Below are 23,195 nucleotides of genomic sequence, written 5' to 3' on the forward strand. Positions count from 1 at the left end.
GACCATGGAAATCAGCACAGCAGACCTTTACGACCGGCACGGCGAGAACCTGGCCTCCGTGTCACTGCAGTTTCAGGATCTGGGCGGCAGCACCGCTTTCACCGGACCCGTCCGCACCATCCGCTGCATGGAAGACAACGGGCTGGTCAAGTCCGTCCTGAACTCCCCGGGCGACGGTGCGGTCCTTGTGGTCGACGGCGGCGGGTCGCTGAACACCGCACTCATGGGGGACATGATCGCCGAGGCCGCCGTGGCCAACGGCTGGGCCGGCGTCGTGATCAACGGCGCCGTCCGTGACCGCGCCGCCTTGGCCGGACTGCCGCTGGGGGTGAAGGCCCTGGGCTCCAACCCCCGCAAGAGTGCGAAGGAGTCTGCAGGAGAAGTGGACGTGACCGTGGAATTCGGCGGCGCCGTCTTCCGGCCGGGAGCCGTTCTTTACGCCGACGACGACGGAATCCTGGTCGAGCGCTAGGGACGCGCTGCCGGCAGCAGATCTGCTGCCGGCAGATTCGCCTATCCGGCAGCAGGTTCCGGGGGCACCGTGGAGTCATGAATGATTCCGGGAAAACACCCCTGTTCACTGAAACTATCCGCCGCGAATTCTACGAGCGCCGCGTCCTGATTCTGGACGGTCCGCTGGATGACGACAATGGAACACTGCTCGCCGCCCAACTGATTGCCCTGGCCGCCGAGGATCCGCTGACCGACATAGCCCTGTGGATCCACTCCCCCGGCGGATCCGTCCCGGCGATGCTGGCAATCCGGGACCTCATGCGGGCCGTGCCCAACGATGTCTCGACACTGGCGTTTGGCATCGCGTGCTCCGCCGGCCAGTTCCTGCTCTCCGCCGGAACGCACGGCAAGCGCCGGGCCCTGCCTCATGCCCGGGTCCTGATGCACCAGGGATCCGCGGGGATCGCAGGCACCGCCGTCGACATCGAACTGCAGGCCGACGACCTGCGGCACACCCGGGACACCGTGCTGCGGCTCATTTCGGAAGACACCGGGCAACCCGCGGAACGGGTTTTTGAGGACTCTCTGCATGACCACTGGTACACCGCCCGGGAGGCGCTGGATTACGGGTTCATCGATTCCATCGTCCGGGACTTTGACGAGTTCCGTCCCCGGCACCGGGTGGCCGCCGGGTTCGGCCGCCCCGCCGTCCCCCTTGCAGGGGAGACACGATGAGCAGCTACACCATTCCCACTGTGGTTGCCCAGCATCCGCGCGGCGAGCGGATCATGGACATCTACTCCCACCTGCTCACGGAGCGGGTTGTCTACCTCGGCACCGCGATTGACGCCGGGGTGGCAAACGCCCTGATCGCCCAGCTGCTGTACCTGCATTCGGCGAGCCCGGACAGGGATATTGATCTGTACATTAACTGCGACGGCGGAGACCCCAGCGCCATGCTGGCCGTCTACGACACCATCCGGTTCATTCGACCGGACGTGGCCACCACCTGCGTTGGCCAGGCTGTCGCCGTCGGCGCGGTCCTGCTCGCAGCCGGCGCCGAGGGGAAGCGGGCGGCGCTGCCCCATGCGCGGATTGTCCTCCACCAGCCGGCAGCCCAGGGCCGGGGCACCATCCCTGATCTGATCCTGCAGGCCGACGAGCTGGTGCGGGTCCGGTCCGACATGGAGGCCATCCTCTCCCGCCGGACGGGCCAAAGCGTGCAGACGCTGCGCGCGGACACCGACCGGGACCGGCTGTTTACCGCTGCTGCGGCCCGGGACTACGGGCTGATTGACCGGGTGATCGAGCAGGCCTGAGCCCGGCCAGGGTGAGCCCGGTCAGGCCTCAACCCGGTCAGGCCGCGAGGGTAAAGGAGGCCCGGCCGCCGGCCCGGCCGCCGGACGTCCGGGCGAGCGGGGCTCGGACTGCAGCTGCAGGGGCGGCAGGCGCATCGCCGGCGAGGATCAGCGTTTCAGCGACGGCCAGCGTCAGATCAACCAGGGTGACGCCCAGCGCCCCGGCTACTGCCTCGATCATCTCGCTGGACGGCTCCTTGAGGCCCCGCTCGATTTCGGAGAGGTACTGCGGAGACAGCCCTGCCCGGTCTGCAATCTCGCCCAGCGTGAGGCCGCGTTCATGCCGAAGCCTCCTCAGCAGCTCCCCGAGGACCTCCCGCCACAGCGGCTCCCGGGGCTTGAGGGGGTGCTGCCGGCCGGACCGCTGTCCTCCGGCCGTGCTGCGCGTTCCCGCTGGACTCTGAATTCCACTGATGTCGGCCATGCTTGATCGTAAAACGGTGCGGGCGGGCGGCAACAGGGGCTCTGCTCTCAGCAGAGTTCTGCGGGGACGCGAATAGGATGGGTCCGTCCGCTTTTCGACCAGCGATGGGAGCTCCCCTTGGCCAATGTCCTGATGTTCCACCATGCCCAGGGGCTGACGCCGGGCGTGGATGCCTTTGCAGACGTACTGCGGGAAGCCGGGCACACCGTCACCGTCCCCGACCTCTTTGACGGGCGGACCTTTCTGGAACCGGGCGACGGCCTGGCCTATGCCGAAGAGATCGGCTTCCAGGAGCTGGAGGACGCAGGAGTGAGGATCGCCGGGCGCTTTCCGCACGAGATGGTCTACCTGGGATTCTCACTCGGCGTTCTGCCGGCACAGCGGCTGGCGCAGACCCGGCCCGGCGCCCGGGGCGCTGTCATGATCAGCGGCTGCGTCCCGCTTGGTGTCTTTGGTGATTCCTGGCCCGCCGGCGTTCCCGTGCAGATTCACGGCATGGATGCAGACCCCATTTTCGTGGACGAGGGAGACCTCAGCGCAGCGGAAAACCTGGTGGAAAGCTCCGCAGAAGCCGAGCTGTTCCTCTACCCGGGCAGCTCCCATTTGTTCGCGGACATCAGCCTGGAGGACTATGACGAAACAGCAGCACCCGCGCTCACGGCGCGGGTGCTGGATTTCCTGGCCCGAACGGACGCTTAGGCCAAGCGGCCCGGGTTCCTGAAACGGCCCGGAAAGCTGGAGCTTTTAGGCGTTCCAGAGCCCGTAGGAGTCGGCCAGCGAGGAGATCTTCTGCGCGCGCGCCAAGCGCGGCAGGTAGGACCCGTCGCCCACCACTGCACCGGCGGCGTGCGCTTCGAGCAGTTCATGGGCCCACTGGACTTCCGACTCGCTCGGCGACAGCCCGTGATTGATCGTATCTGCGGCGTCGGGCATCAGGCACAGCTTGCCGGTCATGCCCATGGACTGGGTTACCTTGCAGGCTTCCAGCAGCTTTTCACCCAGGGCGCCGACGGTGGGGCCGTCGATCGGCCCGGGCAGCTGCCCGACGCGGGAAGCGACCACAAGCTTGGAGCGGGCATAGGCCAGCGCCATCGGATCATCGGAGGCACCGGTGTCGCGGCGGAAGTCACCCACCCCGAAGGCCAAACGGAACGTACCCGGGGCGGAGGCAATCGCCGTCGCGTTCTCGATGCCCAGTGCGGATTCGACGAGTGCGAGCACCGGAGTTCCGGCCTGCAGGCGCATGGCCGTATGGGTGACCTGCTCGGGCTTTTCAGTCATGGCCAGCATCACGCCGCGCAGGCCCGGTGCCTTGGACAGCGCAGCCAGGTCATCTGCCCAGTAGTCGGTTTCGATGCCGTTAACACGCACCCAGGCGGTCATGCCGGTGGACAGTGCCTCAACTACTCGTTCGCGGGCTTCAGCCTTGCCGGCGGCCGGAACGGCGTCTTCCATGTCGAACACCACGGAGTCCGCTTCGGACGCCAGCGCCGGCGCAAAGTTCGCTTCGTCGGCTGCAGAGGCGAGCAGCCAGGAACGGGACAGTTTTGCGGGCAGCGACGCGGCGCGGCTGTTTCGAAAGGGGGCCATGGATAAGACACTACTTTCACGGCGCCGGTTCCTAAAATGGGACGCCTCATATGTGCCGACGATCACTTTAACCGCGCGTTCCCCGCAGCTTGCCGCGCTTCCCTAGCGCGTGCGCCCGGGAATACCGGCCGAGCCGGCAGCAGCCCGCAACTCAGCGATCCGCAGCCTGAGGAAGATGATCAGCAGCACCAGCACCCACACCGCCATGACCGCCACCGCGGCTACGGCCAGATACATGAGCAGGGCGAAAATCAAACTAACCCCAGAAGCGGCCATCATTGTTTTCCCCCGCTGTTGCCCGACAAGTTCTCCGAGGCTACACGACGCCCTCAGATAGCCTTGCCGGGATTGAGGATGCCCAGCGGATCAAGGGCCCGGCGGATGGCGTGCTGCACCCCCAGCGACACATCCCCCAATTCGGCACCGACCCAGTCCCGTTTCAGCAGGCCCACGCCGTGTTCACCGGTCAAGGTTCCGCCGAGCCGGTTGGCCAGGAAGAACATCTGGCCCAGGGCCTCCTTGGCCGGCCCCTCGTCAACCGGATCCTGCGGGTCCATCACAATCATGGGGTGCAGGTTTCCGTCCGAGGCATGGGCGATGGTGAAAATGCGGGTGCCCGTGTCCGCCGCGATCCGCTCAAGCCCGGCAACTGCCTCGGCCAGCCGGCCCCGCGGCACTCCGATGTCTCCGATGGAGACCCGCCCGATCTTCTCCAGGGACGGGATAGCTTCCCGGCGAGCCCTGATAAAGGCGGCCGCTTCGTCGTCGTCGGCCGCTTTGCCGCAGGACCCGGCATGCGGGCGGACGGCTTCAAGGACCACATCCTGTTCCAAAAACGCACCGTAGCCGTCGGTCTGCACCAGGAGGAAGGAGGCGCCGCGGGAACGGTAGTCAGTGCCCAGCGCCGCATCGACAGCCTCCAGGGTGGGCCCGTCGATCAGTTCCATCATCGAGGGCTGGATCCGCGCCGCAACCACGGCGGACGCTGCCCGGGCCGCGCTTTCGACGTCGGGAAAGAAAGCGGCCACGGTGGCGGTGGCCACCGGCAGCGGGCGCAGCCGCAGGGTGGCTTCGACAACGACGCCGAGGGTTCCTTCGGAGCCGATCATCAGCGCATTCAGGTCATACCCGGTGACGCCCTTGATAGTCTGCCGGCCGGTGCGCAGCTCACTCCCGTCTGCCAGGATGACCCGCAGCGCCAGCACCGATTCCCGGGTCACGCCGTACTTGGCGCAGCGCATCCCGCCGGCGTTGGTGGCTATGTTTCCGCCGATGGAGCAGATGGCGGTGCTCGCTGGGTCCGGCGCGTAGAAGAGTCCGTACTCGGCCGCAGCGGCATTAATCTCGGCGTTCAGCACCCCGGGCTGGACCACGGCCAGCTGTTCCACTGGATCGATGCGCAGGATCCGGTTCATCCGGGACACATCCAGCACCACTTCGCCGGAGCGCGCGGACGATCCCCCGGCCAGCCCGGTGCCGGCCCCGCGGGGGACCACCGGCACGCGGTGGGCGGTCGCCAGCTTCAGGGTGGCCGCGACGTCTTCCGCAGATTCAGCAAACACCACCCCGTCCGGGTGGGACCGGGCCACGAAGCCGGAACGGTCGGTGCTTGCGTGTTCACGGTGTCCGGCGTCGCGGGAAGCGTGGGGGGCCGCGCTGAGCAGAGTGTCGCTGGCGCCCGGCGCCGACGAGTCGAGCAGGGGCCCGGAGTCGGAAAAGAGGCTCATGCTAGGGCACCATCCAGCCCAGAATCGACGTCGACTGCAGCCAAATCAGCAGGGTCATCAGCACCAGCAGCCCCAGGCTCCAGCCGATGAGTTTGCGCAGCAGCGTGCTTTCGGCTCCCTCCAGCCCCACCGCCGCAGAAGCAATGGCAAGGTTCTGCAGCGAGAGCATCTTTCCGAGTACGCCGGCGGATGAGTTCGACGCCGCCATCAGCGTTGCGGACAGCCCCGTTTCATTGGCGGCGGCCACCTGCAGCTGGCCGAACAGCGAATTGGAGGAGGTGTCCGACCCGGTGAGGGCAACGCCGATCCAGCCCAGCAGCGGTGACAGGAGAGCAAAGAATCCGCCGGCCGAGGCAAGGGCGACTCCTAGGGTGGTGGTCTGGCCCGAGAGGTTCATGACGAAGGACAGCGCCAGCACGGCGCAGACGGTCACGATCGTCCAGCGCAGCTGCTTCAGGGTTTCCCCGTAAACCTTCAGCCCCTGTGCGGGCCGGATGCGGTAGAGCAGCATGGTCAGGATGCCGGCAAACAGCAGCAGGGTTCCGGTGGCGCGGATGTGGTCGAAACGGAGCGTCTGCGCGCTGATCGCCTTGCCGTTTGAATCCACGACGTCCAGGCCCGGCCAGCGGAAGGTCACGCTGCCGATTTCGGTCAGCCAGGCCTTGATTCCCGGTACTTGGGCCAGGGAGAACACCGCGATGATGATCAGGTAGGGAGCGGTGGCCATCCAGACGCTGCGGGCATCGGGGCGGGTTGTGCCCGCTGCGGATGCGGGGGCAGCTTCGGCAGCGGATGAGCCGCCGGACATGCCGCCGGAATCCGGCTCCGGCGCCGGCGTTCCGGAGGCGCTGACGGGCACCGCATAGGCTGAGGCACCGCCAACCGGCGCCGCAGCGGAACGGCGCCGCCTGCCGCCGCCCTCCGGAGGAGAAACACTCCCCGCGGCCGTCGCCTGCCCGGAGCTTTCCGGCCCCGTCTCCTGCCCGGAATTATCCGCACCCTGGACCTGTCCGGACATGCCGATGAGTTCCGCCGGCTGCCAGACGCGGAGCATGAGCAGCACGGCGATGACGGTGGCCACCGCGGCAACGACGTCGGTCAGCTCCACCACGAAGTAGTTCGAGGCCACAAACTGCGCCAGTCCGAAAACGACCCCGGAGACGAGAGCCACCGGCCACGTTTGCCGCAGTCCGCGCTTTCCGTCCACCAGGAACACCAGGATCAGGGGTACCACCAGCGCGATGAAGGGTGTTTGCCGGCCGGTCATGGAGGACAGCTCCTGCAGTGGAATCCCCGTTACGCCGTTCAGGGCAATGATGGGCGCCGCCATGGCTCCGAATGCGACGGGTGCGGTGTTGGCCAGCAGTGCGACCATGGCCGATTTCAGCGGTTTCATCCCGGCGGCCATCAGCATGGCTGCGGCAATCGCCACCGGCGCCCCGAACCCGGCCAGGGACTCCAGCAGTGCGCCGAAGCAGAAAGCGATAAGGATGGAGAGGATCCGCAGGTCGTCGGAGATGGAGCGGATGGTTCGTCCCAGCACTTCAAACCACGGTGTTGCCACCGTGAGCTTGTAGATCCACAGCGCGTTGATCAGGATCCAGAGGATGGGAAAGACGGCGTAAAAGGCGCCCAGCCCGGTGGCTGCCGCAACCTGGTCCACCGGCATCCGCCACACAACCGCCGCCAGCAGGATGGAGAGCACCAGGCTGATGATTCCGGCCTGATACGCCTTCATGCGGAAAACGCCCAGCAGGACAAACAGCAGGATCAGCGGCAAAGCGGCCAGAGCCGCCGAAAGCCCCAGGGACCCGCCCGCCGGATTAAGGATCTGTTCAAACGTCTGCGCCTGGATGTCCACGAAAACCCCTTTGTTCCGCCGTGGCCGTCGCTCATTCCGGACAGGGCGTCCCTGTCGCCGTGAGCGTAGCGTCACCCTAGGCCCGCAGCGGCCGGCGGTCAACGGGGCCGGCGCCCAACAGCGCACCGGCCACCGCAGTTGGGGGTTAGCTGCTGGGGGCTGCGTCCCTAATATCCTGGGCGTCAATACCGAGCAGCTCGAGCTTGCCGCTCTTGCGGTCCGCCAGGTAGGCCTTCATTTCCCGTTTGATGACCGGCAGCAGCAGGTAGACACCGAGCAGGTTCACGAAGGCGCAGACAAAGAGCGCGGCGTCAGCGAAGCTGATGACCTGGCTGAAGGACAGGACACAGCCGGCCACGGTGAAGGTCAGGAAGATGACCTTGTAGGTGATTTCCCGGCGGCGCCCGCGGCCCAAGAGATATTCCCAGGACTTGAGGCCGTAATAGGACCAGGTAATGAGGGTGGAGTAGGCGAAGAGCGCGACGGCGATGGAGAGGACAATCGGGAACCACGGCAGAACGGTGGCGAAGGCGTCGGAGGTGAGGATCACGCCGTCGGGCGCATCTCCGCCGCTCTGCACCTGGTCGATACCCGCCTGCAGGCTGGGTGTGGACGCCATGATGATGGCCAGCGCGGTCATGGTGCAGATGAGCACTGTATCCACCAGCGGCTCGAAGAGCGCCACGAAACCCTCGCTGACCGGGCGGCGGGTCTTGACCGCGGAGTGCGCGATCGCTGCGGAGCCAACACCTGCCTCATTCGAGAAGGACGCCCGCTGGAAGCCGACAATCATGACGCCGAGGATTCCGCCGGCAAAGCCCTCCGGCCGGAAGGCACCGTTGATAATGGCGCCGAACGCCGCCGGGACGTTTTCGAAGTTGACGATGATGACGAACAGGCACGCCAGGATGTAGACGCCGCCCATGGCCGGCACCAGTTTGGAGGTGGTCGCGCCGATGGACTTGATGCCGCCGAGAATCACCACGGCCACCAGGGCCGCCAGGACCAGCCCGAAGATCAGAGCCGCTCCGGCGCTGCCGAGGAGCCCGTCGTCGCCGCCGGTGACGTTCTGGATCTGCGCGAAGGTCTGGTTGGCCTGGAACATGTTGCCGCCGGCAATACCGAAGATCAGGATGGCCACCGCAAAGGTTCCGGTGAGGATCCTGGCGGGCCACCGGCCGAACCGCTTGAAGGCCACCGGCAGGTACTTGAAGGGGCCGCCGCTGATGGAGCCGTCTTCGTGGATTTCGCGGTATTTCACGCCGAGCGTGCATTCCGCGAACTTCGAGGCCATGCCCAGCAGTCCGGCAAGAATCATCCAGAAGGTCGCACCCGGCCCGCCGAGCGCCATGGCTGCACCGACGCCGGCAATGTTACCCAGCCCGACCGTGCCGGAGAGAGCGGAGGTAAGGGCCTGGAAATGCGGCACTTCCCCCGGATCATCCTTCGAGGAGAACTTACCGCGGACCACCTGTGCGGCCACCCGCAACCCGCGGAACTGGATGAAACCGAAGTAGAAGGTGAAGACCACCCCCGCCACGATCAGCCATGCGACGACAACCGGAAAGCTGATGTCACCGATGGTGACGGGAAAGAACACGATCGTGTTGAAGAGGGTGGAAATCGGTTCGAACAGGGAGTTGATCGCGGAATCCACGGATCCGAGCCAGCCAACCTCTTCGGAGGCCGGCGCCATGGGAACTGCCCGTGCTGCGTCCATTGTAGAGTCCTCGGGTTTGAAGTAAGCCTGCTGCCGAAACGAAGTCCTCAGCCTTACTTAAACCATGGGGTAATCCAAATCACAAGCGGCTTCCCGTACCGCTGGAAGAGACCTGGGCGGCCGTCCCGCTGCACACCGAAACGGCAGAGGATGCCCTTCGGGGCGCTCAGACGCGCGCCTTCCGCTTTTTCGGGGAAGCGCTCATTTGATGGGTCCGCGGCCGCTCACATGCTAGATTGATCGGCACCTATCCGCCTCGTCCCCAGGTGTGACCATGACCAAACTCAGCACGTCTTCGCTGCCCGGCATCTCCGCCAACGTGGCGGTGCCGTCCTATGACCGCTCCAGGCTCACCGTGGGAATTGTCCACTTTGGTGTGGGCGGCTTCCACCGCGCGCATCAGGCCATGTACCTGGACCGGCTGATGAATGCCGGAGCCGCCGGCGACTGGGCCATCTGCGGGGTGGGCGTGCTGCCCTCCGACGCCGCCATGAAAACCGTCATGGAAACCCAGGACTGCCTGTACACGCTGGTACTCAAAAATCCGGACGGCACCCGGGAGGGACGCGTTATCGGCTCCATGATCGAGTACCTGCTGGCGCCGGAGGACCCGGAAGCCGTCATCGAAAAAATGGCGGCACCCGGCACCCGCATTGTCTCGCTGACCATCACCGAGGGCGGGTACAACTTCCACCACGTCACCGGTGAATTCGACGCCGCCAACCCCGCCGTAGCGGCGGACCTGGTGCCGGGCGCGGTCCCGTCCACGGTCTTCGGACTGGTCACCGAAGCTTTGCAGCGGCGCCGGGACCGCGGACTGCCGCCGTTCACGGTCATGTCCTGCGACAACATCCAGGGCAACGGAGACGTTGCCGCCGGCATGTTCACCGCCTTCGCACGTCTGCGCGACCCGGACTTCGGTCAGTGGATGCAGGAAAACGTCGCCTTCCCCAACTCCATGGTGGACCGGATCACGCCGGTCACCACGGACGAAGACCGGTCCATGGTGGCGGAGGACTTCGGCGTGGAAGACGCCTGGCCGGTCGTCAGCGAGGACTTTGAGCAGTGGGTGCTTGAAGATCATTTTCCCCTGGGGCGCCCGGCCTTTGAGGAGGTTGGCGTCCAGATGGTGGACGACGTCGAACCCTACGAACTCATGAAGCTGCGCCTGCTTAACGCGAGTCACCAGGGGCTGTGCTATTTCGGTTACCTTGCCGGTTACCGGTACGCCCACGAGGTCTGCCAGGACCCGCTGTTTGCCCGGTTCCTGCTGGATTACATGGACAAGGAGGCTACGCCTACGCTCAAGCCGCTGCCGGGCGTGGACCTGGCCGGCTACAAGCACAAGCTGATTGAGCGGTTCTCCAACGAATACGTCCGTGACACGCTCGCCCGCCTGTGCGCCGAGAGCTCGGACCGGATTCCCAAGTGGCTGCTGCCGGTTATCCGCGAGAACCTGGCCGCCGGCGGCGACATCCACCGCTCCGCCGCCATCGTCGCGAGCTGGGCCCGGTATGCCGAGGGAACCGATGAACAGGGCGAACCCATCACGGTGGTGGACCGGCTGCGGGAACCGCTGACGGCGGCCGCGGCACGCAACCGCGAAGATCCGCTCGCTTTCATCTCCAACCCGGAGCTCTTCGGGGATTTGGCGTCCAATGACCGGTTTGTCACCGCCTACACCGGCGCTCTGGCTTCGCTGCACGACGCCGGGGCGCGGGCCACGGTCGAAGGGCTGGTCCGGAACGGGGAAAACCACACCCAGGGGAACTAAGGGCTCCCGCCGCCGGCCAACAGGGCAGCAGCGAGCTCTTCATCCACCAGCAGGGTGGTGATGAATCCGGCCGCCAGCACCGCGCGGACAGCATCGGCGCGGGCGGCCCCCTGCGCTACGGCCACCACCTTGGGGGTGTTCTGCAACTGGGCCACCGTAACTGCCAGCACCCGGTCCTCGAGTTCGGAATCGACCGGCCGGCCGGCTGCGTCCAGGAGCCGTCCGGAACATTCGGCGACGGCCCCGGCACGCGCGGCCTGCAGCCGGAGCCGGTTGTCCACCCTGTCCCACACGGTGGAAAGTCCCGGCGTCCAGGCGCCGACGGCGACCACGGCGGCATCCAGCGTGTCCGCCCGTGCCAGCGTGTCAGCGATTTCCGGCTGGCGGCGCAGGCTGTCTGCGGTGTCGGCGTGCTCGACCACCAGCGGAGCCCACAGCGGCCAGGTGCTCACCCCAGGGTGCCTGCCCAGGCTCTGGATCAGTTCCAGAGAATTGCCGCTGCCCGGAACCGGGAGGGCACCGGCCAGCTGGACGATGTTGCACGGCGGCAGATCAGTGACATAGCCGGCGGCCAGGTCCAGCGTGCGGGACCAGGAAATGCCCACCGTGGCGCCGGGCTGCGCTGCATTCATCAGTTCTTCGGCCGCTTTTTGAGCCATGGCTTTGCGGGTTGTCCGGTCATCCGGCCCGGTGGGAGTGACTTCAACCCGGTCTATTCCGAGGAGTTCTGCCAGCCGGCCGGGTTCCGGATCCGAAGCCGGACGGGGAAAGCGGACGTCGATGTGCACAATTCCCAGCGTTCGGGCCTCTTCGAGGTGCCGGGCCACTTGAAACCGCGAAATCCCATAGCTTCGGGCAATCTCCACCTTCGAGTGGTTGGAGAGGTAATAATCCCGGCCGATCCTGGCCAGAAGTTCCTCGTGGGACCAGCCTGATTCGGTAATGATCGATCCTGCCCGTTCTCGAAGATAAACGCCCGTAGTTGCCCAATTGAGTCTATCTGCCTAGAGTTACTCCACAAATGAGCGCAGGGCGATTCTCACATGAGCAAGGACGACGTATGAGATCACGACGCAGCGGCCCGATCCACTACAGACGCAGGCACCTGCGGACCGCGGCAGCCTCGGCAGCGGCGCTCTCCCTCGTACTGACCGGATGCGGCGGTGACAGCGCAGCGGGCCCGGAGGAGATTGTGGTGGCCATCGTCTCCAATCCGCAAATGACCGACGCCATTTCCCTGGAGGAGAATTTCCGCGAACAATACCCCGACGTCGATGCGCGCTTTGTCTCGCTGCCGGAGAATGAGGCCAGGGCAAAGATCACCGCGTCGGTTGCCACGGGCGGCGGGGAGTTCGACGTCGTCATGATCTCCAATTACGAAACCCCCATGTGGGCTGAAAACGGCTGGATCACCAATCTGCAGGAGTATGCCGACACCACTGAAGGCTATGATCCCGACGATTTTGTTCCCAATATCCGTGACGCCCTGAGCTACGAGGGGGATTTGTATTCCGTGCCGTTCTACGGCGAATCCTCTTTCCTGGCCTACCGTGAGGACATTTTTGAGGCGGAGGGCCTTGTCATGCCGGAGCGGCCCACCTGGGAGGATGTTGCCGGCTTCGCCGAAAGGCTCCATGACCCGGACAACGGATTCTCCGGCATCTGCCTCCGCGGGCTGGCCGGCTGGGGTGAGGTCATGGCGCCGCTGAGCACCATGATGAACACCTACGGCGGAGGCTGGTTTGACCAGGACTGGAACGCCACCCTCGATTCCCCGGAAGTGGAAGCAGCCGTCACCGACTACGTGGACCTGGTGCGCACGTCGGGCCAGCCCGGGGCGGCGACCAGCGGCTTCGGAGACTGCCTGACCCAGTACAGCCAGGGCACCGCGGCCATGTGGTACGACGCCACGTCCATGGTTTCCTCCGTGGAGGATCCGGCCTCCTCCCTGGTGGTCGGCAAAACCGGGTACGCCCAGGCCCCTGTGGAGGAAACGGAATCCTCCGGCTGGCTGTACAGCTGGTCGCTGGCGATTCCCGAAACCAGCCAAAAGAAGGACGCAGCCTGGGACTTCATCTCCTGGATGACCAACAAGGAGTACATCCAGCTGGTGGGCGAAGAGATCAGCTGGGAACGGGTACCGCCGGGCAGCCGGCTGTCGACCTATGAGATTCCGGAATACGCCGAAGTGGCGGAGAACTACGCCGAACCCACGCTGTCCGCCATGGCCGGTGCCTCACAGGAAACCAGCATGGTGGGCGGAGTTCCGTATCCGGGCCTGCAGTTTGTGGGAATCCCGGAGTTCCAGGACCTGGGCACCCGGGTGGCGCAGCAGATTTCAGCAGCCATTGCCGGACAGAAAACAGTGGCCGAGGCGCTGGAACAGTCGCAGCGCTACGCCGAAACCGTCGCGGAAAGCTACCAGTCAGGAGAAAACCAATGACCAGCCTGGTAGACAAACACCACCAGAAGGTCCGCCGCGACGCGGAGCAGCGGCAGTCCCGGGGCATGTCCCGCGCCGAGGGCTGGCGGCGGCGGGGACCGCTGCTGCCCGCCCTGGTTTTCACGCTGATTGTGACGCAGGTGCCGTTCCTGTTCACCATTTGGTATTCCCTGCAGAACTGGAACCTGCTCAATCCGGAAGGCGACCGGTTTGTGGGCCTTGGCAACTACGTGGAGATCTTCGCGGACTCCACCTTCCGCCAGGCCGCGCTGAACAGCGTGATCTTCACGCTGGGCTGCGTCTTTTTCGCGATGCTCCTCGGAATCATCTTTGCCCTGCTGCTGGACCGGTCCTTCGCCGGCCGCGGCGTGGTGCGGACCCTCCTGATCACACCGTTCCTGATCATGCCGGTGGCCGGTTCCCTGCTCTGGTCCGTCTCCATCCTCAACCCCAGCTACGGCCTGCTGAACTGGCTGATCGGCCTGGTGGGAATTTCACCCGTGGACTGGACCTCAACCCACCCGATCGCCTCGATCCTGATGTCCCTGGTGTGGCAGTGGACGCCGTTCATGATGCTGCTGGTCCTGGCGGGCCTGCAGGCCCAGCCCAAGGATGTGCTGGAAGCAGCACAGGTGGACGGAGCAGGCTGGTGGCGCACGTTCATCTCCGTCACCCTTCCGCAGCTGCGCCGCTACATTGAACTGGGCATCCTGCTCGGTGCCATCTACGTGGTGAACACCTTCGACCAGATCTATCTCATGACAGCGGGCGGGCCCGGCACTGCCAGCGCCAACCTGCCGTTCTACATCTACCAGCGGGCCTTCCTGGGCTTCGATATCGGGCAGGCCGCCGCCATGGGCGTCGTGGTGGTCATTGCCACGATCATTGTGGCCACCTTCGCCCTCCGCCTGATTTTCCGCAGCTTCGACGTAAAGGACTAGCCGTGGCCACGCAGACAGATTCGGCTTCCACCGGAAGCACCCCGCCGGCAGACCGGCCGCCGGTACCGGAACGCCGCGGACGGTCCCGGACAGGCGGCTCGCTGCTGACCGCGCTGACCTGGATCATCGCCATCGGATTTTTCTCCCCGGTCCTGTGGATGGTGCTCACCTCGTTCAAGCAGGAGTCCGCGGCAGCCTCCAACCCGCCGACGTTCTTTTTTGCCCCCACCCTGGACCAGTACCGGGCCGTGCTCGACGCCGGCGCCGGGACCTACTTCGTGAACTCGATGATCGCCACGGGTGTTTCCACGATCCTGGTGGTGATCATGGCGGTTCCGGCCTCGTATGCCCTCAGTATCCGGCCGGTCAAAAAGACCCAGGATGTGCTGTTCTTCTTCATTTCCACCCGCATGCTCCCCGTAGTCGCCGTCATCATGCCGATCTACGTCATTGCGGGCCAGCTGAAGGTCCTGGACAACATCTGGACCCTGGTGGTCCTCTACACATCAATGAACCTGCCCATTGCCGTCTGGATGATGCGCTCCTTCTTCCAGGAGGTGCCCGGCGAGGTGCTGGAGGCGGCACAGATGGACGGCGCCGGACTGCTGAAAACCCTCTGGCGGGTCCTGATGCCCATGGTGGCCCCTGGTCTCGCGGCCACCGCCCTGATCTGCGTCATCTTCGCCTGGAACGAATTCTTCTTCGCCCTGAACCTCACGGCCGCCAGGTCCGCAACGGTGCCGGTTTTCCTGGTGTCGCAGATGACCAGTGAGGGCCTCTACCTGGCCCAGCTGTCGGCGGCTTCGGTCCTCGCTTCGCTGCCGGTGGTGCTGGCCGGATGGGTGGCCCAGAAGCAGCTGGTCCGCGGCCTGTCGATGGGCGCCGTGAAGTAAGAGGACGCAGTGAAATCAGAGGACGCAGTGAAATAAGAAGGACGCCGTGGGGCATGGAGGGGCGTGAAGTACGGCCGAAAACGGGAGCCGCAGGCCGCTTAGTTTTCGCGAGCCTTGCGGGTTTCCTTCGTGTTGGCCTTTTGGATTGCCTCCACGAGTTCGTCTTTGGTCATGTTGGAGCGCCCGGAAATGTCCAGCTTGGCGGCCACCTCGTACAGGTGTTTCTTGGACGCGTTGGCATCCACCCCGCCGGCCGTCTTCCGGGAAGAATTCCGGCTGCCCGCCGCCTTGGCGTCCGAGGGGCCGGATTCTTCCTTGGGCTCCCAGTGGTCGCCCACCTTTTCATGTGTGTGCTTCAGGGAGGCGTAGGCCGTCCGGGCCGCACGCTCCCCCTCGCCGTACTCCTCAACCGCGGAATCGTAGGTCTTCGCGAAGGTATCCTGAGCCTTCTTGTCGGAGCGCTGCAGGGTTGAGGGCAGTTCACTCTTCTTGGCGGAATCATTCTTGCCGGTCTTGGGCATGACGCGTCCTTTCCGGAAGTTGCTTCCGGGCTCACGGGCCTCGGAAGCGGGAAACAGCAGGGGCGGTTAGTAAGGGCACTTACTGTCTATCAAAGGAACGGTACCGGCTCAACCCGCCGCAGCGCCGGGGATCAGCACTCCACCACGTTCACGGCGAGGCCGCCGAGCGCGGTTTCCTTGTACTTGGAGCTCATGTCGCGGCCGGTTTCGCGCATGGTCACAATGACCTCGTCCAGCGAAACCCGGTGGTCGCCGTCGCCCCACAATGCCATTTTGGCGGCGTTCACGGCCTTTGCGGCGCCAATGGCGTTGCGTTCGATGCAGGGCACCTGAACCAGCCCGCCGATGGGGTCGCAGGTGAGGCCCAAATTGTGTTCCATGGCGATTTCGGCGGCGTTTTCCACCTGTTCGGGTGTGCCGCCCAGGATTTCCGCCAGGCCCGCAGCAGCCATGGACGACGCCGACCCCACCTCGCCCTGGCAGCCCACTTCGGCGCCGGAAATGGAGGCCTGTTCCTTGTACAGGACCCCCACCGCGCCTGCGGTCAGCAGGAAACGCACAACGGCGTCGTCGCGCTCCTCCTGCGTGGCGGTGTCCATTCCGGGGCCGTAGTGCGTGACGTAGAACATGACGGCGGGAATGATGCCGGCCGCGCCGTTGGTGGGTGCGGTGACCACCCGCCCGCCGGAGGCGTTTTCCTCGTTGACGGCCAGCGCCACCAGGTTCACCCATTCCTGCCAGAACTTCGGGTCCCGGTTCGGATCCTCGGCACGCAGCCGGGTGTGCCAGGCAGGTGCCCGGCGGCGGACCTTCAGCCCGCCCGGGAGCAGACCGGTGCGGCGGATGGCGGAGTTCTTGCAGTCCTCCATGACGTCGCGGATGTGCAGCAGGCCCGCGCGGATGTCCGCCTCGGTCCGAGAGACCTTCTCATTGGCGAGCATCACGCCGGAAATGTTCAGCCCGTTGTTTGTGCAGTGCTCCAGGAGCCCGACGGCGGTGCGGAACGGGAACGGCAGAGCCGCCTTGGTGGATTCCAGTTCCTGCCGGGCGGCGTCCTCCGCCCCCTCACGCACAATGAAGCCGCCGCCGACGGAGAAGAACGTGGCCTCGTGCAGCACGGCGCCGTCGGCGCCGGAGGCGGCGAACTTCATGCCGTTGGTGTGCCGCGGAAGCACGGTGAGCGGGTGCAGGACGATGTCCGCTTCGCCGTATTCCAGGATGCAGGAATCAGCCCCGGGAACCTGGGAGCACAGCTGCAGTTTCCGGGTGGCTTCGATGGCGGCGAGGCGTTCCTCGACCTCCCCGGGGAGGATTTTCTCCGGGGCAAAGCCTTCCAGCCCCAGCAGGACCGCAGTCATGGTGCCGTGGCCGCGGCCGGTCGCCGCAAGCGAACCGTACAGGTCCACGCGGAGGCCGGCCACGGCGGACAGGATGCCGGCGTCGACCAGCTCCCCCGCAAAAACGGCGGCGGCACGCATCGGGCCCACGGTGTGTGAGCTCGATGGGCCGATACCTACGGAGAACAGGTCAAAAACGCCGACAGCCACTGGGATTCCTTAAACGTGCGCCGGTGAGGAGGCCAGGTCGGCAACCTCGGTGTAGAGCGGATGTGCAGAGGCCAGCGCGGAAACGCGGTCCTTCAGCGGTGAGAGGTCATCGTCTTCACCGGCAATGAGCGCCAGCGCAATGATGTCCGCCACCTCGCGGAACGCGTCCTCACCGAACCCGCGCGTTGCCAGCGCGGGGGTGCCGATCCGCAGGCCGGAGGTCACCATCGGCGGGCGGGGATCAAACGGGACGGCGTTGCGGTTCACGGTGATGTCGATCTGCGCGAGCCGGTCCTCGCCTTCCTGCCCGTTAAGGGCGGCGTTGCGCAGGTCCACCAGCACCAGGTGCACGTCGGTACCGCCGGAGATCACGGAAATACCCTTGGCGGCGACGTCGTCGGCGAGCAGGCGCTCGGCGAGGATCCGCGCGCCGGCCAGGGTGCGCTCCTGGCGCTCCTTGAACTCGGGCGTTGCTGCGATCTTGAAGGCTGTCGCCTTGCCGGCAATGACGTGCTCCAGCGGGCCGCCCTGCTGTCCGGGGAAGACAGCCGAGTTGATCTTCTTGGCGATGTCCGCGTCGTTGGAGAGGATGATGCCGCCGCGGGGACCCGCCAGGGTCTTGTGCGTGGTGGAGGTGACCACGTGGGCGTGCGGAACCGGGCTGGGATGCAGTCCGGCGGCCACGAGGCCGGCGAAGTGCGCCATGTCCACCATCAGGTAGGCGCCCACCGAGTCGGCGATGCGGCGGAATTCGGCGAAGTCCAGCTGCCGGGCATAAGCGGACCAGCCGGCCACGATCAGCTTGGGCTGGTGCTCCCGGGCCAGGCGCTCCACCTCGGCCATGTCGATCCGCTGGGTGTCTTCGGCAACGTTGTACGGGACCACGTTGTAGAGCCGGCCGGAGAAGTTGATCTTCATGCCGTGGGTGAGGTGCCCGCCGTGCGCCAGGGACAGGCCCAGGATGGTGTCGCCCGGACGGATCAGGGCATGCATGACCGAGGCGTTGGCCTGCGCGCCGGAGTGCGGCTGCACGTTGGCGAAGTTTGCACCGAAAAGGTCCTTGGCCCGGTCAATGGCGAGCTGCTCAATGACGTCCACGTATTCGCAGCCGCCGTAGTAGCGCCGGCCCGGGTAACCCTCGGCGTACTTGTTGGTCAGCACCGAACCCTGGGATTCCATGACGGCCACCGACGTGTGGTTTTCGGAAGCGATCATTTCCAGGCCGGACTGCTGGCGGCGGCGCTCGTTGTCGATCTGCTCCGCCACCTCCGGGTCAATCTGGGCGAGGTGCGAGTTCAGGTAATCGGTCACAGCTCGCCGCCGTTCTTCTCCGCGTACTCCTCGGCGCTGAGCAGGGCGCCCTCGGAGGTGGTGTTGACGGTAAAGAGCCAGCCGGCGCCGTACGGGTCCTCGTTCAGCAGAGCCGGGTTCTCGATGGCTTCCTGGTTGATTTCGACAATCTCGCCGGAGACCGGAGCGTACAGGTCCGAGACTGACTTGGTGGACTCGACTTCGCCGCAGGTTTCACCGGCAGTGATCACGGTGCCAACCTCGGGCAGGTCCACGTACACCACATCGCCCAGGGCGTCGGCGGCAACGGCGGAGATGCCAACCTTCATGGGGGTGGAGCCGTCCACCCACTCGTGTTCGGCTGAATAGCGGAGTCCTGCGTTCACTTTGCTCATGGGATGTGCCTTTCTAGATCTGCTGCATGCTTCGGGTTTAGTTCAAAGTCTAGGTCTGGGCGGCGGAGGAGCGGCATTTCGCCGAGTGAGGCCCGGCTTATAGCTATTTTCCGCGCTTGTAGAACGGCAGGGCCACGACCTCGAAGGGTTCGGGCTTGCCGCGGAGGTCCACCTCTACCGCAGTGCCCGGCTCGGCAAAGGCGGCGTCAACATAGGCGAGGGCAATCGGGTAGCCGAGAGTGGGGCTCGGGGCACCGGAGGTGACCTCACCGACCACTGCACCGTCCTTCAGCACCGGGTAGTGCGAGCGGCCGGCGCGGCGGCCGGACCCCTTGAGGCCGACCAGACGGCGGGCCGGAGCCTGCTGCTTCTTGGCTTCCAGGGCGGCGCGGCCCACAAAGTCGCCCTCCTTGGACAGCGCGACGACGGGGCCGAGACCGGCAGCGTAGGGATCCAGCTCAAGGGAGAGCTCATTGCCGTACAGCGGCATTCCCGCTTCCAGCCGAAGCGAATCCCGGCAGGCCAGGCCGGCGGGAATCAGGCCCGAGTCCGCACCGGCGGTGAGCAGCGCGCCCCAGAGGGCGGCGGCGTCGTCGTTCGGAACGTAAATCTCGAACCCGTCCTCGCCCGTGTAGCCGGTGCGCGCGAGCAGCAGGTTGAGCGTGCGCTCCCCCGCCTCTTCCGCCACAACGAGGTCCACGGTGTCCGCCGCGTAGTACTTCATGCCGGTCACCTTCTCCGCCTGTCCGTTCGAAACCAGGGAAAGGACGATGGCCTCGGCGTTCGGGCCCTGCACCGCCACCAGCGATGTGTCGGCTGAGGCATCGTGTACCCGGACGTTAAAGCCCGACGCGCGGGCGGTCAGCTCGGCGGCCACCACCGGCGCGTTGCCGGCGTTGGGCACCACCAGGAAGGAATCGTCGGCGAGGCGGTAGCTGATCAGGTCGTCGATGATCCCGCCGTCGGCGTTGGTGATCAGCGAGTACTTGGCCCGGCCCACCTTGACTGCCGAGAGCTTGCCGACCAGGGCGTAGTCGAGGAAGGCACCGGCGTCGGGGCCGGTGACCTCCACTTCTCCCATGTGGGAGAGATCGAAAAGCCCGGCGGCGCTGCGGACGGCGCGGTGCTCGGCCAGTTCGGAGCTGTATTTCAGCGGCATCTGCCAGCCGCCGAAATCGGTGAAGGAGGCGCCGAGGCGTTTGTGCTCTTCATAGAGCGCGGTGAATTTCTCAGTCATGGTCGCGGTTCCTTGCGCTCTAGTTTTCGAAGTCTTCGAGGGGCGGGCAGGAGCAAATGAGGTTCCGGTCGCCGGCAGCGCCGTCGATCCGGCCCACCGGCGGGAAGTACTTGTCCATCCGCTGGCTCCTCATCGGGAAGGCCGCCTGTTCGCGCGGGTAGGCGCGGTCCCACTCGTTGCCGGCAACAACGACGGCGGTGTGCGGTGCGTTGCGCAGCGGGCTGTCCTCAAGGGAGAAGTCGCCCGCCGCCACCTGGTCGATTTCGGCGCGGATGGAGATCATGGCGTCAATGAAGCGGTCTATTTCGCCCAGGTCCTCGGACTCGGTGGGCTCGACCATCAGGGTTCCGGCCACCGGGAAGGACAGGGTGGGGGCGTGGAACCGGTAATCCACAAGGCGCTTGGCCACATCTTCGGCGCTGACGCCGGTCCGTGCCGTCAGCTCGCGCAGATCCAGGATGCACTCGTGTGCCACGAGCCCGCCCTTGCCCGTGTACAGCACCGGGAAGTAGTCGTTGAGCCGGGCGGCCACGTAGTTGGCGGAGAGCAGGGCGCTCTTGGTGGCTTCGGTCAGGCCTTCGCCGCCCATGAGGTTCACGTAGGCCCAGGAGATCGGCAGCACACCGGCCGAGCCGAAGCGTGAAGCGGACACCGGGATGTCCTCCCCTTCGGTCCAGGTGGCGGCGTCGCCGGGCAGGAACGGTGTCAGGTGGGATTTCACTGCCACCGGGCCGACGCCGGGGCCGCCGCCGCCGTGCGGAATGCAGAAGGTCTTGTGCAGGTTCAGGTGCGAGACGTCGCCGCCGAAATCACCGGGCTGGGCCAGCCCGACGAGCGCATTGAGGTTGGCGCCGTCAATGTAGACCTGGCCCCCGGCTTCGTGGACGGCGTCGCAGACGTCGCGCACGTCGTCGTCGAACACCCCGTGGGTGGAGGGGTAGGTGATCATGATGGCGGCGAGGTTTTCACGGTGCGCATCGATCTTGGCGCGCAGGTCCGCGTGATCGATGGCGCCGTCGTCGGCGGTGGCGACCACCACCACCTTCATCCCGGCCAGGACGGCGGAGGCGGCGTTGGTGCCGTGCGCCGAGGCCGGAATCAGGCAGACGGTGCGCTGTTCGTCGCCGCGGGAGTGGTGGTAGCCGCGGATCGCGAGCAGGCCGGCCAGTTCGCCCTGGGAGCCGGCGTTGGGCTGGATGGATACCTTGTCATAACCGGTGATGGTTGCCAGTTTGGCTTCCAGGTCGCCAATCAGTTCCCGCCAGCCCTCGGTCTGGGAATCAGGGGCAAAGGGATGGATGGAGGCGAACTCGGGCCAGGTCATGGCCTGCATTTCGGCGGTGGCATTGAGCTTCATGGTGCACGAGCCCAGCGGAATCATGGTGCGGTCCAGGGCCAGGTCGCGGTCCGAGAGGCGGCGGAGGTAGCGCAGCATCTGCGTCTCCGAGCGGTAGGAGGAGAACACCGGGTGGGTCATGAATTCGGAGGTGCGCAGCACCTCGGCGTCCAGCTCGAAACCTTCGGCGGGACCCGCCGCGGAAGCCACGGCGCCGGCAGGAACACCGAAGGCAGCCGCAACGTCGGCCAGCACGGCAGGGGTGGTGGTTTCGTCGCAGGAGATGCCCACCGTGTCGGCATCGATGTGCCGCAGGTTGATGCCGCGTGCATCGGCGGCTGCCACGACGTCGGCGGCCTTGCCCGGGACGCGGGCCGTAATCGTATCGAAGAAGGACTCGTGCAGCAGTTCAATCCCGGCACCCGTGAGCGCGGCGGCCAGGGACCGTGCGGAGTCGTGGGCGCGGCGGGCAATCGCGGTCAGGCCCTGCGGCCCGTGGTACACCGCGTACATCGAGGCGACAATGGCGAGCAGTGCCTGCGCGGTGCAGATGTTGGACGTCGCCTTTTCGCGGCGGATGTGCTGCTCGCGCGTCTGCAGCGCCAGACGGTACGCGGGAGTACCGGCGGAATCCTTGGAGACGCCCACAAGGCGGCCGGGCAGCGAGCGTTCCAGTCCCTTGCGGACAGCCATGTAGGCGGCGTGCGGGCCGCCGAAGAACAACGGAACACCGAAGCGCTGCACGGAGCCGACGGCGATGTCAGCTCCCTGCTCGCCCGGAGGCGTGATCAAGGTCAGGGCCAGCAGGTCAGCCGCGACGGTAACGAGGGCTCCGCGGTCCTTTGCTTCGCGGATCAACGCAGCCTGGTTGCGCACGACACCGGAAACACCCGGCTGCTGCAGCACGAGGCCGGTGATTTCGCCGTCGGGCAGGCCGTCGGCCAGGTCCGCCACGATCACGTCGAAGCCCAGGGCCTTGGCCCGGCCCTTGACGACGGCGATGGTCTGCGGAAGCGTCTCGGAGTCCAGAACGATCGCGCCGTTTGCTTTGGACTTGTTGGACCGGCGCATGAGCAGCACCGCTTCAGCAACGGCCGTGGCTTCATCCAGCAGGGAGGCGTTGGCAATGGGCAGCGCGGTGAGGTCCTGGACCATGGTCTGGAAGTTCAGCAGTGCTTCGAGGCGGCCCTGGGAAATTTCCGGCTGGTACGGGGTGTAGGCGGTGTACCAGGCGGGGTCCTCCACGACATTGCGCAGGATCACCGGCGGGGTGTGGGTTCCGTAGTAGCCCTGGCCGATCATCTGCACAGCGGTCTTGTTCCTGCCGGCAATGGAACGCAGCTGAGCGAGGGTTTCTTCTTCGGAGCGGGCCGGGTCCAGAACCAGGGGGCTCGCCTGCCGAATGGCAGCGGGCACGGCCATGTCCGCGAGAGCGTCCAGGGAGTCATACCCCACTGCTTTGAGCATCGCGGCGGCGGCACCGGCACGGGCTCCGATGTGGCGGTCAACAAACGCCGCGGCGGCCGGGGCAGCACCGATCTCAGCGGTGTTGGCGGTTTCAGCGGTGGACAGATCAGCAGTCATGAGGGGCTCCAGGAAAGTCAGACGGGGTACGCCAACGAATGTTGCGTCCTCCCCGCTCTGTATTGGACCTGAGAGATTCCGCGGGGATGGCCCCGCTTGCA

General features: G+C 65.9%; 21 protein-coding genes. 8 read left to right on the forward strand and 13 right to left on the reverse strand.

From position 1 onward, the window contains the following. Positions 1-4: 4 nt before the first annotated feature. From rraA to M1D40_RS17200, 3 genes are all read left to right on the forward strand, one after another. Positions 5-472 (forward strand): ribonuclease E activity regulator RraA, encoded by a 468-nt coding sequence (gene rraA, locus M1D40_RS17190; protein WP_461169625.1) that lies wholly within the window; start codon positions 5-7, stop codon positions 470-472. 77 nt (positions 473-549) lie between these two features. Continuing rightward, a complete protein-coding gene (locus M1D40_RS17195; protein WP_461169626.1) occupies positions 550-1,188 on the forward strand; it encodes a ClpP family protease in 639 nt (212 codons plus the stop codon). After that, entirely contained in the window at positions 1,185-1,772 is a 588-nt protein-coding gene (locus tag M1D40_RS17200; protein WP_341394369.1) for a ClpP family protease, read from the forward strand. The genes M1D40_RS17195 and M1D40_RS17200 overlap by 4 nt, the downstream gene beginning before the upstream one ends. A 37-nt stretch (positions 1,773-1,809) precedes the next feature. Here the strand turns inward: M1D40_RS17200 and M1D40_RS17205 are convergent, their stop codons facing one another. Beyond that, positions 1,810-2,235 carry a helix-turn-helix domain-containing protein gene (locus M1D40_RS17205; protein ID WP_461169627.1) on the reverse strand — a complete coding sequence of 142 codons (426 nt, stop codon included), beginning with the start codon at positions 2,233-2,235 and terminating at the stop codon, positions 1,810-1,812. A 117-nt stretch (positions 2,236-2,352) separates the two neighbouring features. Between M1D40_RS17205 and M1D40_RS17210 the strand changes: the two genes are divergently transcribed. Further along, a complete protein-coding gene (locus M1D40_RS17210; protein WP_461169628.1) occupies positions 2,353-2,934 on the forward strand; it encodes a dienelactone hydrolase family protein in 582 nt (193 codons plus the stop codon). A 45-nt stretch (positions 2,935-2,979) separates the two neighbouring features. On the opposite strand, the gene M1D40_RS17215 is transcribed toward M1D40_RS17210, so the two are convergent. The 5 genes from M1D40_RS17215 to M1D40_RS17235 all read right to left on the reverse strand — a co-directional run bounded on the left by M1D40_RS17215 (position 2,980) and on the right by M1D40_RS17235 (position 9,133). Continuing rightward, the gene (locus M1D40_RS17215) at positions 2,980-3,825 is read right to left on the reverse strand and encodes an HpcH/HpaI aldolase/citrate lyase family protein (protein ID WP_341394372.1); all 846 of its coding nucleotides are present in this window, start codon (positions 3,823-3,825) and stop codon (positions 2,980-2,982) included. A 102-nt stretch (positions 3,826-3,927) separates the two neighbouring features. Next, positions 3,928-4,104, reverse strand: coding sequence for a hypothetical protein (locus M1D40_RS17220; RefSeq protein WP_461169629.1), 177 nt, complete (start codon positions 4,102-4,104; stop codon positions 3,928-3,930). A gap of 50 nt (positions 4,105-4,154) precedes the next feature. Further along, on the reverse strand, positions 4,155-5,552 hold the full coding sequence (locus tag M1D40_RS17225) for an FAD-binding oxidoreductase (RefSeq protein WP_341394374.1): 1,398 nt from the start codon (positions 5,550-5,552) through the stop codon (positions 4,155-4,157). Position 5,553: 1 nt separating this feature from the next. Continuing rightward, positions 5,554-7,413, reverse strand: a complete 1,860-nt coding sequence (locus M1D40_RS17230) for an L-lactate permease (protein ID WP_461169630.1) — start codon at positions 7,411-7,413, stop codon at positions 5,554-5,556. Between the two features lie 145 nt (positions 7,414-7,558). After that, complete coding sequence (locus M1D40_RS17235) at positions 7,559-9,133, reverse strand: alanine/glycine:cation symporter family protein (protein ID WP_461169631.1); 1,575 nt, start codon at positions 9,131-9,133, stop codon at positions 7,559-7,561. A gap of 274 nt (positions 9,134-9,407) precedes the next feature. Between M1D40_RS17235 and M1D40_RS17240 the strand changes: the two genes are divergently transcribed. Next, complete coding sequence (locus M1D40_RS17240; protein WP_461169632.1) at positions 9,408-10,907, forward strand: mannitol dehydrogenase family protein; 1,500 nt, start codon at positions 9,408-9,410, stop codon at positions 10,905-10,907. Here M1D40_RS17240 and M1D40_RS17245 read toward each other — a convergent pair. Beyond that, positions 10,904-11,734 carry a sugar-binding transcriptional regulator gene (locus tag M1D40_RS17245; RefSeq protein ID WP_461169633.1) on the reverse strand — a complete coding sequence of 277 codons (831 nt, stop codon included), beginning with the start codon at positions 11,732-11,734 and terminating at the stop codon, positions 10,904-10,906. The genes M1D40_RS17240 and M1D40_RS17245 overlap by 4 nt on opposite strands. Before the next feature lie 233 nt (positions 11,735-11,967). Between M1D40_RS17245 and M1D40_RS17250 the strand changes: the two genes are divergently transcribed. From M1D40_RS17250 to M1D40_RS17260, 3 genes are all read left to right on the forward strand, one after another. Then, a complete protein-coding gene (locus M1D40_RS17250) occupies positions 11,968-13,350 on the forward strand; it encodes an ABC transporter substrate-binding protein (protein WP_341394380.1) in 1,383 nt (460 codons plus the stop codon). A gap of 65 nt (positions 13,351-13,415) precedes the next feature. Continuing rightward, positions 13,416-14,291 carry a carbohydrate ABC transporter permease gene (locus M1D40_RS17255; RefSeq protein ID WP_445818907.1) on the forward strand — a complete coding sequence of 292 codons (876 nt, stop codon included), beginning with the start codon at positions 13,416-13,418 and terminating at the stop codon, positions 14,289-14,291. 2 nt (positions 14,292-14,293) lie between these two features. Further along, positions 14,294-15,184: a carbohydrate ABC transporter permease gene (locus M1D40_RS17260; protein WP_461169634.1), complete on the forward strand. Its 891-nt coding sequence runs from the start codon at positions 14,294-14,296 to the stop codon at positions 15,182-15,184. A gap of 98 nt (positions 15,185-15,282) precedes the next feature. On the opposite strand, the gene M1D40_RS17265 is transcribed toward M1D40_RS17260, so the two are convergent. The 6 genes from M1D40_RS17265 to gcvP all read right to left on the reverse strand — a co-directional run bounded on the left by M1D40_RS17265 (position 15,283) and on the right by gcvP (position 23,094). Beyond that, entirely contained in the window at positions 15,283-15,705 is a 423-nt protein-coding gene (locus M1D40_RS17265) for a ChaB family protein (protein WP_461169635.1), read from the reverse strand. 131 nt (positions 15,706-15,836) lie between these two features. After that, positions 15,837-17,252, reverse strand: a complete 1,416-nt coding sequence (locus M1D40_RS17270) for an L-serine ammonia-lyase (protein ID WP_461169636.1) — start codon at positions 17,250-17,252, stop codon at positions 15,837-15,839. Positions 17,253-17,261: 9 nt separating this feature from the next. After that, a complete protein-coding gene (glyA, locus tag M1D40_RS17275) occupies positions 17,262-18,563 on the reverse strand; it encodes a serine hydroxymethyltransferase (RefSeq protein ID WP_341394385.1) in 1,302 nt (433 codons plus the stop codon). Beyond that, positions 18,560-18,937, reverse strand: a complete 378-nt coding sequence (gene gcvH, locus M1D40_RS17280) for a glycine cleavage system protein GcvH (RefSeq protein WP_341394386.1) — start codon at positions 18,935-18,937, stop codon at positions 18,560-18,562. Before gcvH ends, glyA begins: the two co-directional genes overlap by 4 nt. A gap of 103 nt (positions 18,938-19,040) precedes the next feature. Further along, positions 19,041-20,174, reverse strand: coding sequence for a glycine cleavage system aminomethyltransferase GcvT (gene gcvT, locus M1D40_RS17285; RefSeq protein WP_461169637.1), 1,134 nt, complete (start codon positions 20,172-20,174; stop codon positions 19,041-19,043). A gap of 19 nt (positions 20,175-20,193) precedes the next feature. Further along, on the reverse strand, positions 20,194-23,094 hold the full coding sequence (gene gcvP, locus M1D40_RS17290; protein WP_461169638.1) for an aminomethyl-transferring glycine dehydrogenase: 2,901 nt from the start codon (positions 23,092-23,094) through the stop codon (positions 20,194-20,196). Between the last annotated feature and the right edge of the window lie 101 nt (positions 23,095-23,195).

Source organism: Arthrobacter sp. Z1-15, assembly GCF_054792395.1.

What these genes read in the sequence shown, in the direction of transcription:
- M1D40_RS17250 (WP_341394380.1), top strand. Translation starts at nt 11,968, where the DNA reads ATGAGATCACGACGCAGCGGCCCGATCCACTACAGACGCAGGCACCTG.
- M1D40_RS17255 (WP_445818907.1), top strand. Translation starts at nt 13,416, where the DNA reads ATGTCCCGCGCCGAGGGCTGGCGGCGGCGGGGACCGCTGCTGCCCGCC.
- M1D40_RS17225 (WP_341394374.1), bottom strand. Translation starts at nt 5,552, where the DNA reads ATGAGCCTCTTTTCCGACTCCGGGCCCCTGCTCGACTCGTCGGCGCCG.
- M1D40_RS17215 (WP_341394372.1), bottom strand. Translation starts at nt 3,825, where the DNA reads ATGGCCCCCTTTCGAAACAGCCGCGCCGCGTCGCTGCCCGCAAAACTG.
- M1D40_RS17205 (WP_461169627.1), bottom strand. Translation starts at nt 2,235, where the DNA reads ATGGCCGACATCAGTGGAATTCAGAGTCCAGCGGGAACGCGCAGCACG.
- gcvH (WP_341394386.1), bottom strand. Translation starts at nt 18,937, where the DNA reads ATGAGCAAAGTGAACGCAGGACTCCGCTATTCAGCCGAACACGAGTGG.
- M1D40_RS17240 (WP_461169632.1), top strand. Translation starts at nt 9,408, where the DNA reads ATGACCAAACTCAGCACGTCTTCGCTGCCCGGCATCTCCGCCAACGTG.
- M1D40_RS17220 (WP_461169629.1), bottom strand. Translation starts at nt 4,104, where the DNA reads ATGATGGCCGCTTCTGGGGTTAGTTTGATTTTCGCCCTGCTCATGTAT.
- gcvT (WP_461169637.1), bottom strand. Translation starts at nt 20,174, where the DNA reads ATGACTGAGAAATTCACCGCGCTCTATGAAGAGCACAAACGCCTCGGC.
- M1D40_RS17265 (WP_461169635.1), bottom strand. Translation starts at nt 15,705, where the DNA reads ATGCCCAAGACCGGCAAGAATGATTCCGCCAAGAAGAGTGAACTGCCC.
- M1D40_RS17195 (WP_461169626.1), top strand. Translation starts at nt 550, where the DNA reads ATGAATGATTCCGGGAAAACACCCCTGTTCACTGAAACTATCCGCCGC.
- rraA (WP_461169625.1), top strand. Translation starts at nt 5, where the DNA reads ATGGAAATCAGCACAGCAGACCTTTACGACCGGCACGGCGAGAACCTG.
- gcvP (WP_461169638.1), bottom strand. Translation starts at nt 23,094, where the DNA reads ATGACTGCTGATCTGTCCACCGCTGAAACCGCCAACACCGCTGAGATC.
- M1D40_RS17200 (WP_341394369.1), top strand. Translation starts at nt 1,185, where the DNA reads ATGAGCAGCTACACCATTCCCACTGTGGTTGCCCAGCATCCGCGCGGC.
- M1D40_RS17235 (WP_461169631.1), bottom strand. Translation starts at nt 9,133, where the DNA reads ATGGACGCAGCACGGGCAGTTCCCATGGCGCCGGCCTCCGAAGAGGTT.